General features: G+C 69.4%; 13 protein-coding genes and 1 pseudogene. 6 read left to right on the forward strand and 8 right to left on the reverse strand.

Annotation, left to right across the window (positions count from 1 at the left end; all coding sequences use genetic code 11):
* The first annotated feature begins 34 nt into the window (after window positions 1-34).
* From ACQPZF_RS13975 to ACQPZF_RS13985, 3 genes are read left to right on the forward strand one after another with little or no spacing between them, the layout of a single operon-like run.
* On the forward strand, window positions 35-688 hold the full coding sequence (locus tag ACQPZF_RS13975; RefSeq protein WP_433271826.1) for a NeuD/PglB/VioB family sugar acetyltransferase: 654 nt from the start codon (window positions 35-37) through the stop codon (window positions 686-688).
* Window positions 685-1,779 (forward strand): DegT/DnrJ/EryC1/StrS family aminotransferase, encoded by a 1,095-nt coding sequence (locus ACQPZF_RS13980; protein WP_433271827.1) that lies wholly within the window; start codon window positions 685-687, stop codon window positions 1,777-1,779. The genes ACQPZF_RS13975 and ACQPZF_RS13980 overlap by 4 nt, the downstream gene beginning before the upstream one ends.
* Entirely contained in the window at window positions 1,776-2,336 is a 561-nt protein-coding gene (locus ACQPZF_RS13985; protein ID WP_433271828.1) for an acyltransferase, read from the forward strand. The genes ACQPZF_RS13980 and ACQPZF_RS13985 overlap by 4 nt, the downstream gene beginning before the upstream one ends.
* Before the next feature lie 188 nt (window positions 2,337-2,524).
* Here ACQPZF_RS13985 and ACQPZF_RS13990 read toward each other — a convergent pair whose 3' ends face one another.
* From ACQPZF_RS13990 to ACQPZF_RS14010, 5 genes and pseudogenes are all read right to left on the reverse strand, one after another.
* Window positions 2,525-3,379, reverse strand: a complete 855-nt coding sequence (locus ACQPZF_RS13990; RefSeq protein WP_433267953.1) for an IS3 family transposase — start codon at window positions 3,377-3,379, stop codon at window positions 2,525-2,527.
* Window positions 3,376-3,696: a transposase gene (locus ACQPZF_RS13995; protein WP_433274416.1), complete on the reverse strand. Its 321-nt coding sequence runs from the start codon at window positions 3,694-3,696 to the stop codon at window positions 3,376-3,378. The genes ACQPZF_RS13990 and ACQPZF_RS13995 overlap by 4 nt, the downstream gene beginning before the upstream one ends.
* A 21-nt stretch (window positions 3,697-3,717) precedes the next feature.
* A pseudogene (locus tag ACQPZF_RS14000) lies at window positions 3,718-3,918 on the reverse strand (helix-turn-helix domain-containing protein); the annotation flags it as partial.
* Window positions 3,915-5,219, reverse strand: coding sequence for an O-antigen ligase family protein (locus tag ACQPZF_RS14005; RefSeq protein ID WP_433271829.1), 1,305 nt, complete (start codon window positions 5,217-5,219; stop codon window positions 3,915-3,917). The gene ACQPZF_RS14005 and the pseudogene ACQPZF_RS14000, both read right to left, overlap by 4 nt.
* The gene (locus ACQPZF_RS14010; RefSeq protein WP_433271831.1) at window positions 5,216-6,391 is read right to left on the reverse strand and encodes a hypothetical protein; all 1,176 of its coding nucleotides are present in this window, start codon (window positions 6,389-6,391) and stop codon (window positions 5,216-5,218) included. Before ACQPZF_RS14010 ends, ACQPZF_RS14005 begins: the two co-directional genes overlap by 4 nt.
* Before the next feature lie 93 nt (window positions 6,392-6,484).
* On the opposite strand from ACQPZF_RS14010, the gene ACQPZF_RS14015 reads away from it, so the two are divergent.
* Entirely contained in the window at window positions 6,485-7,444 is a 960-nt protein-coding gene (locus ACQPZF_RS14015; RefSeq protein WP_433271832.1) for a TolB family protein, read from the forward strand.
* Window positions 7,445-7,981: 537 nt separating this feature from the next.
* On the opposite strand, the gene ACQPZF_RS14020 is transcribed toward ACQPZF_RS14015, so the two are convergent.
* Genes ACQPZF_RS14020 through ACQPZF_RS14030 form a run of 3 tightly spaced genes read right to left on the reverse strand, consistent with a single transcriptional unit; the run spans window position 7,982 to window position 11,669 of the window.
* A complete protein-coding gene (locus tag ACQPZF_RS14020; protein WP_433271833.1) occupies window positions 7,982-9,199 on the reverse strand; it encodes a rhamnosyltransferase WsaF family glycosyltransferase in 1,218 nt (405 codons plus the stop codon).
* A complete protein-coding gene (locus tag ACQPZF_RS14025) occupies window positions 9,196-10,635 on the reverse strand; it encodes a lipopolysaccharide biosynthesis protein (RefSeq protein ID WP_433271834.1) in 1,440 nt (479 codons plus the stop codon). The genes ACQPZF_RS14020 and ACQPZF_RS14025 overlap by 4 nt, the downstream gene beginning before the upstream one ends.
* A complete protein-coding gene (locus ACQPZF_RS14030) occupies window positions 10,620-11,669 on the reverse strand; it encodes a glycosyltransferase (RefSeq protein ID WP_433271835.1) in 1,050 nt (349 codons plus the stop codon). The genes ACQPZF_RS14025 and ACQPZF_RS14030 overlap by 16 nt, the downstream gene beginning before the upstream one ends.
* A 146-nt stretch (window positions 11,670-11,815) precedes the next feature.
* Here ACQPZF_RS14030 and ACQPZF_RS14035 point away from each other — a divergent pair, with 146 nt between their 5' ends.
* Both ACQPZF_RS14035 and ACQPZF_RS14040 read left to right on the forward strand, forming a co-directional pair.
* Complete coding sequence (locus tag ACQPZF_RS14035; RefSeq protein ID WP_433271836.1) at window positions 11,816-12,679, forward strand: glycosyltransferase; 864 nt, start codon at window positions 11,816-11,818, stop codon at window positions 12,677-12,679.
* A 14-nt stretch (window positions 12,680-12,693) separates the two neighbouring features.
* The gene (locus ACQPZF_RS14040) at window positions 12,694-13,953 is read left to right on the forward strand and encodes a hypothetical protein (protein WP_433271837.1); all 1,260 of its coding nucleotides are present in this window, start codon (window positions 12,694-12,696) and stop codon (window positions 13,951-13,953) included.
* Window positions 13,954-13,985: the final 32 nt, after the last annotated feature.

The raw sequence follows: 13,985 nt of genomic DNA on the forward strand, positions 1-13,985 counted from the left end.
CGCGGACCCGGCCGGCCCACGCGAGGGGAACACGATGACGCCACGGCCGCTGCTGCTGGTCGGCGGAGCGGGACTGGCGCGCGAGGTGCTCGCCGCCGTCCGGCTCCTGCCCGACGAGTGGAAGCCGGTGGGAGCACTGGACGACGACCCGTCCCGGCACGGGGCGGATCTGGACGGCCTGCCCGTGCTGGGCGGCTCGGAGCTGGTGCGCGAGATGCCCGACGCCGCCGTGCTGGTGTGCATCGCCAGCGCGCGGCGGCCGTTGGGCCGGATGAACGTGGTGCGGCGGCTGGATCTGCCGGAAGACCGGTGGGCCACCGTCGTGCACCCGGCGGCGTCCGTGCCGCCGGGCAGTGTCGTGGGGCCGGGAACGGTCCTGCTGGCGGGGGCGGTGGTGACGACGCCGCTGCGCCTGGGTGCGCACGTCGTGGCCATGCCCCACGTGCTGATCACCCACGACGACGAGGTCGGCGACGGCGTGACGCTCGCCGGCCGCGCCTGCCTGGGTGGTGGGGTCCGGGTCGGTGAGAGCGCTTACCTCGGCCAGGGCTCGGCGGTGCGGGAAGGCGTGTCGATCGGCGCGGGCGCGGTCGTGGGCATGGGCTCGGTGGTGCTCTCGGACGTGCCCGCGGGTGAGGTCTGGGCGGGGATACCCGCCGGACGGCTGCGAGAGGGGAACGGTTCGTGATCGACATCCCGCTGGTGGACCTGCGTGCGCAGCACGAGCAGGTCGCCGACGAGGTCGCCGACGGCTGGGCGCAGGTGCTCAAGACGACGGCGTTCATCGGCGGCAGGCAGGTCGCCGAGTTCGAGGCGGAGTTCGCCGCCTACCAGGAGGTCCCGCACTGCGTCGGCGTCGGCAACGGCACCGACGCCATCGAACTGGCGTTGCGGGCGCTGGACGTCGGGCCCGGCGACGAGTGCGTGCTGCCCGCCAACACGTTCATCGCCACCGCCGAGGCGGTCGCCCGGTCCGGCGCGACACCCGTGCTGGTGGACTGCGTCGCCGACACCGGCCTGATCGACGTGGACCTGGTGGCGGACGCGCTGACCGAGCGCACCAAGGCGATCCTGCCGGTGCACCTGTACGGGCAGGCGGCTCCGGTGGAGAAGCTGCGCGGGTTCGGCGTCCCGGTCGTGGAGGACGCGGCGCAGGCGCAGGGCGCGCGGCGGCACGGGGTGGCCGTGGGCGGGCTGGGCGACATCGCGGCGACCAGTTTCTACCCCGGCAAGAACCTCGGCGCGTACGGCGACGGCGGCGCGGTGCTGACCCGCTCCGACGAGCTGGCCTCGGCGGTGCGGCTGTTGCGCGAGCATGGGTCGCCGCGCAAGTACGAGCACACCGTGCTGGGTTTCAACAGCCGGCTGGACACGTTGCAGGCCGTGGTGCTGTCGGCGAAGCTGCGCCGCCTGGACGACTGGAACACGGGCCGCCGCGCGGCGGCCGACCGGTACTCGTCGCTGCTGGCCTCGGTGCCGGAGGTGACGCTGCCGGTGGTGCTGGAGGGCAACGTGCCGGTGTGGCACCTGTACGTCGTGCGGGTGCCGAACCGGGACCGCGTGCTGGCCGCCTTGCACGCGGCTGGGATCGGCGCGGGTATCCACTACCCGACGCCCGTGCACCTGACCGGCGCGTTCGACTCGCTGGGCCACGCGCGCGGCGACTTCCCGGTGAGCGAGGAGATCGCGGGGGAGATCCTGTCCCTGCCGTTGTTCCCGGAGATCACGGCCACGCAGCAGGAACGGGTCGTGGCCGCGTTGGCGGAGGCGGTGCGATGAGCGTCTTCGTCCACCCCAAGGGGTTGTGCGAGAGCGAGGACGTCGGCGAGGGCACCCGGGTGTGGGCGTTCGCGCACGTGCTGCCGGGTGCGCGCGTCGGGCGTGACTGCAACATCTGCGACAACGCCTTCGTGGAGGGCAAAGCCGTGCTGGGCGACCGGGTGACCGTGAAGAACGGCACCCTCGTGTTCGACGGCGTGGTGTGCGAGGACGAGGTGTTCCTCGGGCCGAACGTGTTGTTCACCAACGATCTCCGGCCTCGGGCGGCGATCCGCCGTGGGGGCGACGACCTGCTGTCCACTGTGGTCAGACGTGGTGCTTCGCTGGGTGCGGGCACGGTGGTGGTGTGCGGCGTGGAGATCGGCGAGCACGCGTTCGCCGCCGCCGGTTCGGTGGTGACGAAGGACGTGTCCGCGCACTCGTTCGTCGCCGGGAATCCCGCCCGGCACAAGGGCTGGGTGTGCTCGTGCGGGCAGCGGCTGGACGCCGGGCTGGTGTGCCCGGACTGCGGCAACCGTTACGCCGAGGGCGACAAGGGCTTGGTGCCCCAGGGCTGACGGCGTGGCAAGGCCTGGCACCCCCAATGGCGTGACAGGGCCTGGTGGCCCAAGGCTGACGGAGTGGCAAGGGCCTGGTGCCTCAGGGCTGACGGAATGACCAGAGCCTGGTGGCCCGGGTCAATGGGTTTCGGAGGGGGTCCGCCGCTCTGAACTGGTCCCCGGAAGTTGGACTGGCTAACTGAAGGTTAGGCCGTGAGGGCCTGGGCTCGGTACTCGACCGGGCTCAGGCCCTTGAGCGTGGTCGAGATGCGGGTGGTGTTGTACCAGTCGATGTACTCGTCCAGCGCCGTGGTGAACTCGGTGACGGTGTCGAACTTGGTGTGGTGGAACAGTTCTTCCTTGAGGTGGCCGAAGAAGTTCTCGGCTATGGAGTTGTCCAGGCAGTTGGCCCGCCGTGACATCGACTGGGTCAGGCCCGCGTCGTCAAGCAGTTTCCGCCAGGAGGCGTGCTGGTACTGGAACCCTTGGTCGGAGTGCACCAGCGGCGAGGTGCCGGCGGGCAGGGTGGCGATCGCCTCGCGGAGTGAAGAGTTGGTCAGCTCCAGCGTTGGCGACGGGCCACAGGAGTAAGCGATCACGGATCGGTCGAACAGGTCGATGATCGGGGACAGGTAGAGCTTGCGGTCACCGATGCGGAACTCGGTGACGTCGGTGACCCACTTCGTGTCCGGCGCCGATGCGGTGAACTGGCGGTTCAGCGTGTTCTCGGCGGTCGTGCCGGTCTGCCCGAGCCAGGACCGATACCGGCGTGGCCGCCGGACCTCGCAGACCAGGCCGAGGATGTTCATCAGCTTGAGCACGGTCTTCTTGGCCACCTGCCGGCCTTGACGGATCAGCATGATGTGGATCCGCCGATGCCCGTAGCGGCCACGGGCGGCCTCGAACGCCTCGATGATCGCGGTCTTGAGCCCGGCCTGCGGATCAGGTCGCGTGAGCCGGGCCTGGTGATGGAAGAACGTCGACCGGGCCAGGCCGGCGACCGCCAGCAGCACCGGCAGCGGGTAGTCGGCCTTGAGGGCGGCGATGACCTGGGTTTTCACCCTCGCCCCTGCTCCCTCAAGGCCCGCAATTTTTCCAGGTAGGCCACCTTCGCGGACAACCGCAGGTTCTCGGCCCGCAACCGTTCCAGCTCATCCGGTTCCGAAGCCGGTGGCGCCGCGGGCCGGCCTTTCCGCCTGGGGCGCAACGCTTCCTCTCCCTCGCGCCGATACGCCCGCACCCAGTTCTCGACCAGCTTGGACGAGGACAGGTCGTGCTCGCGCGCCAGCTCGGCCGCGGTCGCCTCACCCGCCACGAACCGGCGCACGACCCCGAGCTTGAACTCGAACGTGAACGACCGCTTGCCCGGATTGTTCATCAGCGCTCCCGCGCCTCTCAACCTCCAACGATCATGCAAGCGTCGCACCGCGGCCCTGGACACACCCAACCGGGTTGCCACAGCCTTCGGACCATACCCGGCCTCGAACAACGCCACAGCGGACTCCCGCTGCCCCTCGGACAACGAACTTCGTGGATGCACCAAACCGCTCCCCGGAAGTCGGAACTGGATTCCCAGTCCAACTTCTGGGGAGCGGTTCACTCGGCGGACCCCTTTTCCTGCTTCGCGATCCGCAGCATGGCCCCGGACAGGCCGATCATGGTGAACACCAGGCCGGTCGCGACGCCGAAGCCCAGCAGGTCGAACGTGAACGCCCCGATCCCGCCCCCGAGCACCGCGCCCAGGCCGCACGCGGCCAGGCCGCGCAGGTGCTCGTCCTGGCTGATCAGCCGCACCCGGAGCACCGCGAAGCCGGCTGCGAGGAACATGCCGATCAGCGCGAACAGGCCGAGGTAGCCGTTCTCGATCAGGGTCAGCAGGAACTGGTTGTCCAGGATCGTGTACTTGGTCGGTAGGAACGTGCCGAAACCCCGCCCCAGCAATGGGTTCAGGTCGATCTGCTCGGCCGCCGCCGCGTAGTCCGCGGTGCGCGCCTTCACACTCGGGTCGTCCTCGATGTTGGAGAACATGCCCCGAATCGTGCCGAACAGGCCCGGCACCACGAGGCTCGCGCCGACGAAGAAGCCGCCGCCGACCACGAGCGCGGTGACCTTGCGCTTGCGCGGCAGGGTGAGGATCATCACGACGCCGGTCACCGTCATGACCAGGATCGCCGTCCGGGACAGCGAGGTCATCGCGCCGAGGCCCACCAGGGCCAGGCAGATCAGCCACCGCTTGTAGGGCGTGCCCTCGTCCCGTGCCTTGAACACGTAGTGCGCGCCCAGCGGCACGGCCGTCGCGCAGACCAGCCCGTATTCGATGGGGTGGTTGGTGGTGCCGGTGGGGCGGCGGAAGATGGATCGCGACTCCATCACCGCGTAGCCGTTCTCCTGCGCCCGCAGGCCGGGGATGCTCACGTACGAGGCGAGGTCGATGCCCGCCCCGAACTGCACCAGGCCGACGAACGCGATGACCGCGGCGCAGCCGAGGATCAGCTTGAGCACCTTGTCCAGGCGTTCCCTGGTGCGCACGGCGTCGCAGATGAAGACGGCGACGCTGATCGTGGCCACGATCCGGACGATGCTGGAGTCGGCGACGGTCAGCTCGTCGGTGGGCAGCCAGCGCCTCGTCGCCACGCCGTAGGTCGCCAGGTGCGCGGCCAGGTAGAGGCCCACGGCCGTGCGCACGACGTTGCGGCCCTTGCCCATGCCGAGGGTGTCGACCATCTGCGTGGCGAGCCAGAGCACGCCCAGCAGCAGGGCGACGACCAGGGCGGGCGGCAGCGTCATGGGGACGAACGACAGCACCAGCCGGGCCGGGATGATCAGCAGTGCGATGAGGTAGACGCAGACCAGGGTCGCGCCGTCTGCCCGTTGCCGCACCTGCCGGAGCTGCTCGGTCAAGTTCTGTCTTCGTTGGTCGGCCAGGCCGGCTTGGGCGGCACGGCGATCTTCACGGTCTTCTCGCTGGCGGTCGGCTGGGCGTTCGGCTTCACCGCCGCCTGCGCGCCCGGCTGCGCGGTCGGCTTGCCGTTCTGCTGGCCGCCCGGCTGACCGCTCTGCTGCGCGCCGGGCTTGGCCTGCTGACCGCTCTGCTGCGCGCCCACCGGTCCGCCGGGCTTGGCCGCCTGTGCGCCCGGCTGCGCGGTGGGCAGCCCACCGGGCGGGGTCTTCGGCGGTGGGCCGGGCTTCGCCGCGTTCTGCACCGGGGCCTGCACCTTGACGGTCTGCTCGCTGGCCGTCGGCTGCGGGCGGCGCACGGGCGGGCCCGACGGGCGGCGTGGCGCGCCGGTCACCGTGGCGTTGGTCTGGTGGTTGGTCGGCGGGGCTTTCGGTGGCGCCTGTGCCTGTGCCTGTGCGGGGGCCGGGGCGTCGGCGGGCGCGCTGTCCTCGTCCGGCTCGGCGTCGTCGGCGGCAGCGGCCCGTGCCGCCCGTTCCCGCCGCCGGCGCAGGTGGTTCATGATGCTGTCCGACCCGAACGTCGCCGCCGTGGTGAGCAGCATCAGCAATACGAACGCCGCGCCCGCGTACCGGACCTTCCCGCCGATCTGCGCCTCCGCCGCTGTCGGGTTCACGATCACCTGCGAGGTGATGAACGTCGACTCCGGGGCCTTCAGCTTGCGCTGCTGGTCCTCCAGCTCCCGGGTGGCGAACTCCAGCACCGTGGTGACCATCTTCTCGGCCGCCTCGGGGTTGTCGCTGTCACCGACGACGAACAGGAACGGCCCGTTCTGCCCACCGCCGGTCACCGTGTAGTTCAGCGGCGAGTCCTTGGTGATGCCCAGTTGCTCGCGGGTCTTCGGGTCGGCGAGGATCTGCGACAGGATCTGCGAGGTGGTCGCCAGGCTGCCGTCGAACGCCAGCAGCGGGTTGATCTTCACCGCTTCCTCGGGCGTCACCTTCTGCGAGAACGTGCCACCGGCCGCCGGCGTGGTCAGCACCATCACACCGGAGGACTGGTAGCGGGTCGGGATGGACAGGAAGATGCCGGCAGCCACCGCGACGGCGACCACCGCTGACGGCACGGCGATGTACCACCGCCTCCGCAGCGTGCGCACGGCGCCCCAGAAATCCATCCGCTCCCCGATCCACGTTTACCCTCAGTGCGTGACCGCAAGGTGTTGTTACTCTGAAATCGGCCGACTCGCGCCTTGTCGTTACAGGTGGTGATGGACTTGGGCACGCGACGCGTCGCGCTGGCCGTCAGCGCCATCGTACTGGTCGTGGCGGCCGGTGTGGTGTATGTGGCCACCGTCGTCCAGGACCGACCGGTAACCCCCGTGGCCTCTGTGGACGCAGACCTGATGTTCGTGGAACTGGCGGACGGCCGCAGCCGGGTGGAACAGGTGGCCCTGACCGATCCCGGCGTGCGCAGCGGCACGGAAATGGCCTGTCAGCGGGTGTACCGAGCCGGCGGGACCACGGTGTGCCTGCGCTTGGCGGGACCAGGCCCGACCTACGCGGCCGAGGTCTCCCGCGATGGTCGGGTGGTCCGCACGGTGCCACTGCCCGGCGTCCCCAGCCGGGCGAAGGTCTCGGCCTCCGGACAGGTCGTCTCGTGGACGTCCTTCGTGACCGGCGACTCGTACTCGGTACCCGGCGGGTTCTCGACGCGGACCGGGTACGTGGACCTACGCGGCGGAGAGGCCGTGGAGTCCCTGGAAGGCTTCACCGCAGAGATCGAGGGCAACGTCCACACCGCTCAGGATGTGAACTATTGGGGACTGACGGTAGCTGCGGACGACCGGACCTTCTACGCAACCCTGGCCTCCGGCGGCTTCACGTGGCTGGTGAAGGGTGATCTGACAGACCGTCGCGTGACGTCACTGCGCCGCGACGCGGAGTGCCCTTCCCTGTCCCCGGACGGCACGAAGATCGCCTACAAGAAGCGAATCGGCCGCCTGGGCCCATGGGACTTGGCCGTGCTGGACCTCACAACGGGAGAGGAACACCGCCTCCCGGGCACAGCGGGGATCGACGACCAGGCCACCTGGCTGGACAACGACCGCCTCGCCTTCGCGGCAGTACCCAAGGACTCGAAGCTGGCCGCCATCCACGTAGTACCGGCAGACGGCGCAACAGACGCCAAACTCCTGATCTCAGACGCAACCTCCCCAACACCGCTCTAACCCACACCCACCGACGCACAGCGCTCTTCGCAGTGGCGCGCGCAGCGCGCACTCCGGTCGGTGGGCTGCGTGTCATCCCCGTATGGCCTGCCCGCAGGGAACCGCGCTTTTCCTGGGGATGCAAGCACGCTTTTCGCTTGCATCCCCAGGAAAAGGGTGGTTGTCTTTTGACCAGGTCATGCGGGGATGACACGACGCCCGAGTCTTGCTTTTGTGTACATCCTTGGCGGCCTGCCTGTCCGGCGAGGACGCTTGTAGCTTGTGGTCTTGAAGCGGTCGCGACCGCTCTGAGACGAAGAGCGACGCTCGCCGCTGGGCAGGCCTCCGGGGAGGAAATGCCAAGGCGTCGTGTTCTCCCCGTATGACCTGGTCAAAGACCACCACACTTGTTCAGGGAGCGCAAGCGAAAAGCGTGCTTGCGCTCCCTGAACAAGCGCGGTTGCCCTGCGGGCAGGCCATACGGGGAGAACACGAGGCCCCTTTGTGTGCTCGCGCAAGCTTTTAGCTGCTGTGCTCGCGCAGGCTTTTGGCTGTTGGTCAGACGAGTAGTTCGCGGCGGAGTACCTTCTCCAGTTCGTGGCCTGCCGCGTCCCAAGAGCGGCTGGATACGCTGGCTGAGGCGGCCTCCGCCACGGTGGCGAAGTCGGGCGTGGTGACGGCGTCGGATAGTGCCCGTGCCAGGTCGTGCGGTGTGGCTGGGGCGTATCGGACGTGGTCGTTGTCCAGCACGATGCGGTTGTGCTGTGCGTCGTTGACGACGGGTAGGCAGCCGGCGGCGAGCATTTCGTGTGGTACCAGGGAAACGTTGGTCATGGAGAGTGTCAGGCCCGCGTAGCAACGGTTGTAGATGTCGTTGAGCTGGTCCGGGGTGATCAGGCCGTGGTCGATGTGGCGTGGGCCCAGTTTGCCGATTTTCTCGCCATACGTGTGGATCGTGATGTCGGGGTGTTGTTCGGCGAACAGGTCCAGGGCCAGTAGGCCGATCTCGATGGCGCGGCGGGGTGCCGATCGTCTGGCGTAGAACACGATGCCGTCTCGGCGGGTGTTCTTCTTGAGGTGGTATCGGTCCGCGTCGCAGCCGAAGTCGAACCAGTCGGTGGGCATGGCCATGTCTGTACGCAGCTTCTCGGCCAGGAAGCGGCCGGCGGTGAAGCCGTGGAAGCCCATTCGGTACGTGTTCTCGGCCAGCGCCGACAGGCCGCCGACTGGGAAGAACCACGGTTCGTAGTCCTGTACGAGGTAGAAGCGCTTGCCGGCGCAGGGGTCGTTGAACGCCGGGTACGCCGTCATCCAAGCGGTGGCGAAGACGGCGTGTGCGTCGGCCATGCCGTCCGTGACGTCCAGGATTTGGCCTCGGAAGCCCGGATATGCCGAGCGGATCACGGGTTCGTGGTCCGCCGCGCGGCTGCCGTACACGTCGTACAGGTACAGCCGGCAGGTGTGGCCCAGTGACTCCAAGTGCTGGATGAGCCGGAACATCGTCGTGTGGCCACCGGAACCGGGGGCGGGCGGTGTGCTCACCCAGTTGACGGTCAACGAGCCGTCGGCGGGGATCGGGGGCACGGTCACGGGTCGGCGGGTGGTGATGTCGGCGGCGCGGACGTCCTCCAGGCGGACCGGGAAGACCTCGGAGTCGGCGCCCAGCCGCTTGGCGGCGGTGCGCAGGGCGCGGGCGCCGAGTTGGCGCACGCCTTCTTCCCGCACGATTCGCGAGACCTGGTGCGCGCGTCGCTGGAACACCTGGACAGCCCTCACGCCTTACCCCTTCGCAGCAGACTCAGCGCCTCGTGGCGCAGAGGGAAGACAACAGCGGTGTAGGTCAGCAGTGACAGCGTGCCGCCGATGAGCAAGCGCCACAACGCGCCCGGGATGAACCACTGCACGGTCTCGGCCACGGCGATCATCGCCACGCCGCCGAGCACGGGGCGTGCCACGGCCGCGCCCAGCACCCGTGCCCGCACGCCGTAAGGGCGGAACGCGATCAGATAAGCGGGCACGATGAACACCAGCACCACGACGCTCTGCGCCAGTGCCACGCCCCGGATGCCGTCCAGGTGCGCGCCCAGCGCGAGCAACGGCACCAGAGCCGCCAGCCACACGACGTGGATGACCAGGATCGCCCGCGACCGCCCGGCACTGGCCAGGTAGTCGTAGCCGAGTTCCAACGCGACCCGCATCGCGCCCAGCAGCACCAGCGCCGCCAAGGCCGCAGCGGTGGGCGCCCACCGTTCGCCGTAGACGGTGCGCACCAACGGATCGGCCAACGCCGCCAGCAGCACGCACGCGGGCACGGTGAACAGGGCCAGCAGCGCCAGCGCACGGGCGAACGTGCGCTGGAATAGAGCCGGGTCGTCCCGCACCTTGGAGAACGCGGCGAGCGACACACTGCGCACCGGCTGGGAGAACGCGGCCACCGGCCAGTTCGCGAGGTTGGTCGCGAGCAGGTAGTAACCGAGCGGCAACGTGCCGAGCACGCTGCCGACGATGATGCTGTCCACGTTCAGCACGCCGAACACCAGCAGCGACGCACCCGCGAGCGGCAGCCCGAAGCCGAGGACTTCCCGTGCCCGCTTCCGGTCGAACCCGGGCCGGAACCGCTGCTTGGTGAACGCGAACATGACCACGGCGGCGGTCAGGTTGGTGGCGATCCGCGACCACGCGAGGCTCCACGCGCCGAAACCCATCAGGGCCAACACGATCACCACGGCGGTGCCGACGACGAACGCCGACGTGTCCGCCGCGAACTTGTGGTCCTGGCGGAATTCCCGTTGCAGCAAGGCGCCCGGCACGGCGGACGCGCCCGCCACCACCAGCGCGACCGACATGAGCTGGATCACGCCCGTCGCCTGCGGTGTGTCCATGGCCTGCGCGAACCACGGGGCGCCCAGCACGCAGATGCCGCACAGCAGGCACCCGGAGAGGACCGACAGCGTGGTGACCGTCGGCGCGAGTTCCTCGATCGGCTCGTCGGTGCGCACCAGCGCGACGCTGACGCCCATCTCGCTGACGCTCAACACGATGTTGAGCACCACCAGCGCGACGGCGAACACGCCGAACTGCTCGGGCGCGATGAGCCGGGCCAGCAGGACGCCGACGCCGACCTGCGAAACCCGTTGCAGGAGGCTGTTGACGGCGCTCCAGCGGATCGCCGAGGTGACCTTGCCCTCCAGGGTGGTCACTGTCCGCGCCACTTCCAGATCTGCTTGCTCAGCAGTCCCCGGCCGCGCTTGACCAGGTGCGCGCCGACGAACACCTGGGTACGGCTGCACAGCCTGGGGCCCAACGCCTTGCGCCGGCGCAACGCCCGGTACTCGGGCAGCCGCTCGGTGTGCGGGTAGACCGAGCGGGCGAACTCGACCAGCTCCTCGGTCGGGATGTCCGCCAGCTTGTCCCGGTCGTACGCCCGAACGGCCCGCCACAGGGCGTCCTTCGCGATGGACCGGTTGGCCAGGTGCTTGAGCCGGGGCGGCAGGTCGGGGTGCTCGGCGAAGAACCGGTCGAACACGGCCTGCCGCTGCTCCAGATCGGCGAACACCGACGAGAACTGCGTCCGGAACATGCTCTGCTGGTGCACCCGGTAGTACGCGGCGGGTTTCCCGCGCACATAGCCGATGTCGGAGACGGCCGCGATGCGCATCCACATCTCCAGGTCGCCCGCGTGCGGCAGGTCCGGCCGGTAGCCGCCGACCCGCTGCTGGATAGACGTGCGCACCACGGCCTCGGGCGAGGACAGCACGTTCTGCCCGGTGCGGCAACGGTTTTCGATCCAGTCCACACCGGACCACACGGTGCGTCCGGCCGGGGGAGCCACGATCGAGGGCAGGTCGTCGTGATCGGAGTAATAGACCACCCTGCCGTAAACCATGCCCACGTTCGGGTTCGCCTGGAAGACCTCGGCGGCACGGGCGAGAGCGCCCGGCGCCAACAGGTCGTCAGCGGACAGCAGCACGGTGTAGTCGGCCTTGGCCCACTCCAGCAGGCCCTCGTTGTAGGTGGCGATGTGGCCCTGGTTGACCTCGTGCCGACGGCCCTCGACACGCGGGTCCTGGGTGAGTTCCGCCATCACCTCGGGCGTGTCGTCGGTCGACGTGTCGTCGATGATGAGGATGCGCACGTCCACACCGGGCTGGTCGAGCACGCTGCGCACGCACGCGCGGAGGAACCGCGCGTAGTTGTAGCAGGGGATGACGACGTCGACCGTGGGTCGTGTCGGGGCTTCTGTCACGTCCTAGACATCGGTCACGGCGACGGATCGTTAACCGCCGCCGGCAACTTCGGTCACGGATCGTCAACGCCCGACCGTACTGTGATCACCGCCCGGATAACGATGGGCGCGCGATCCCGATGTACCGGGCAACGGAAGGGGTCGTGATGGACCACGTCATTCTGACGCGCTTCAACCTGCCGTCCGTCGGTGCGGAGAGCATCGTGCGGGCGCGGGAGGGGTGGCTGACCGAGCGCGTCGGGCTGTTCGAGCGGTACTGCCTGCCCTCGGTGCGCGCGCAGACGTCCGCGAACTTCAAGTGGATCATCTACTTCGACCCGGAGAGCCCCGAGTGGCTCAAGGACCGCATCCGCGAGCACGGCGACGCGTACACGCCGGTCTTCCGCGAGCAGGTCAGCCGCGCGGAGCTGGTCGAGGACCTCGCGAAGCTGTTCCCGGTCAAGGGCGACGAGCTGATCACCACCAACCTGGACAACGACGACGGCCTGGCCGCGAACTTCATCGCCCGGCTTCAGGGAGAACGCGCCGCGCGCGGTCGCCGCACCGCCCTCTACCTGGCGAACGGCCTGGTCAAGAGCCCGAGCGGGCTGTTCGCGCACCACGACAGGGACAACGCGTTCGCCTCCCTGCGGGAGAGCTGGGACGCGCCCATCACGTGCTGGGCGGACTGGCACAACCGGCTGCACCGGCACGCCGAGGTGGTCTCGGTGGGCGGCGCGCCGGGCTGGCTCCAGGTCGTGCACGGCGGCAACGTGAGCAACCGCACGCGGGGCAGGCTCGTGTCGCCCGCGCCGTACCGGCCGCTGTTCGGCGATGCTCTGGACGACGTGCCCGAGCCGGACGGCCGGGTGCTGGCCCGTGACCGGTTCGTGGGGCACCCGCTGCGGGTGGCCCGGGACGGGGCCAGGTTCCTGGCCAAGAACACGGCGATGCGGCTGCTCGGACCGGGCGGCTTCGAGAAGGCGAAGAAGGTCCTGGCCACCCGCGGCCGGGTCAAGTCGCCGAGCTGAACGAGGACGCGCTGATGGCTCGTGCACGACTGGTGTTGGCTGTGATCCTCGTCGCCACGGCGTGCACGGCGGAGTCCGCCCCGCCGCGGCCCGCCCCGCCGCCGTCCGCGGCGCCGGCCGGGCCCGTGGTCGAGTACTACGAGAAGTGGGCGAACGGGCCCAACCCGACCGGCGACCCGAAGGTCTTCCCGATCAACGTGTGGATGCAGGACCCGTCCTCGATCGAGAACGGCGGCAAGATCGGCACGGCGTACCCGGAGATCGGCGTCGCCTTCGGCCTCGGGCTGTGGGAGGACGAGTGGTGGTACCTCCGGCGGGAAGGCCTGCTGGAGACCGGCTGGCGCGTCTACCCCGACGCGAAGCGGGTCGACGCCGTCCTCGCGGACACCGCGCACGCGCGCAACTACGTGGGGTACCTGATCGCCGACGAGCCGGACATGAACAAGGTCTACGGCGACGTGTTCCACCCGGAGATGCAGCCGTCCGCGATCCTGGCCAAGGCGAACGAGGTCCGCGCCAAGGACCCGTCCCGCCCGACCTACCTGAACTTCGGCGTGTGGATGGGCACGCCCGGCGGCGGCGTCGGCTACGGCCACATCGAGAAGTCCTACGAAGAGGACATGCGGACGTACTGCTCGGCGGCGGACATCGCGTCGGCGGACTACTACGGGTGGACGCACCCCGACCGCGGTGACCGGGTGGGCGCGTTCAGCTACGGCGAGGTCATCGACACCATGCGCAAGTGGTGCGGGCCGGACAAGCCGCTGTACGGGTTCGTGGAGACCGGCCACCCGCACACGCACGGCGAGACCATCACGCCGGACCAGCTCGAATCCGCCGTGTGGAACACGATCCTGCACGGCGCGACGGGCATCAACTACTTCGCGCACAGCTTCTACACCGAGGGCCGGGGCGAGTACTCCAGCGTGCTGACCCGGCCGGAGATCACCGCGCGGGTCAAGGCGGTCAACGCCAGGCTGGAGTCGCTCGCGCCCGTGCTGAACGCGGGCAACCTGCCCGGCGTGTCCGCGAAGAGCGACAACGACATCCCGGTTTCCGTGCTGCACAAGGAGGCCGAGGGCGCCAAGTGGGTGATCGCCCAGACCGACGGCGACACCGCTCGCCCGCGCAGCGGCTCGGCGCGGGTCGGGATCACCGTGCCGGTGGAGTCGGGGACGGCGACCGTGGTGGACGAGAACCGGACCGTATCCATCGAGAACGGAAAGATCGTGGACGACTTCGGGCCCTACCAAGTGCACGTCTACCGGTTCTAGCTAACGGCCGGGACCTCTACGGCGATTGGGGC

It is taken from the genome of Actinosynnema sp. CS-041913 (assembly GCF_050942485.1).
Classification (GTDB): Bacteria; Actinomycetota; Actinomycetes; order Mycobacteriales; family Pseudonocardiaceae; genus Actinosynnema.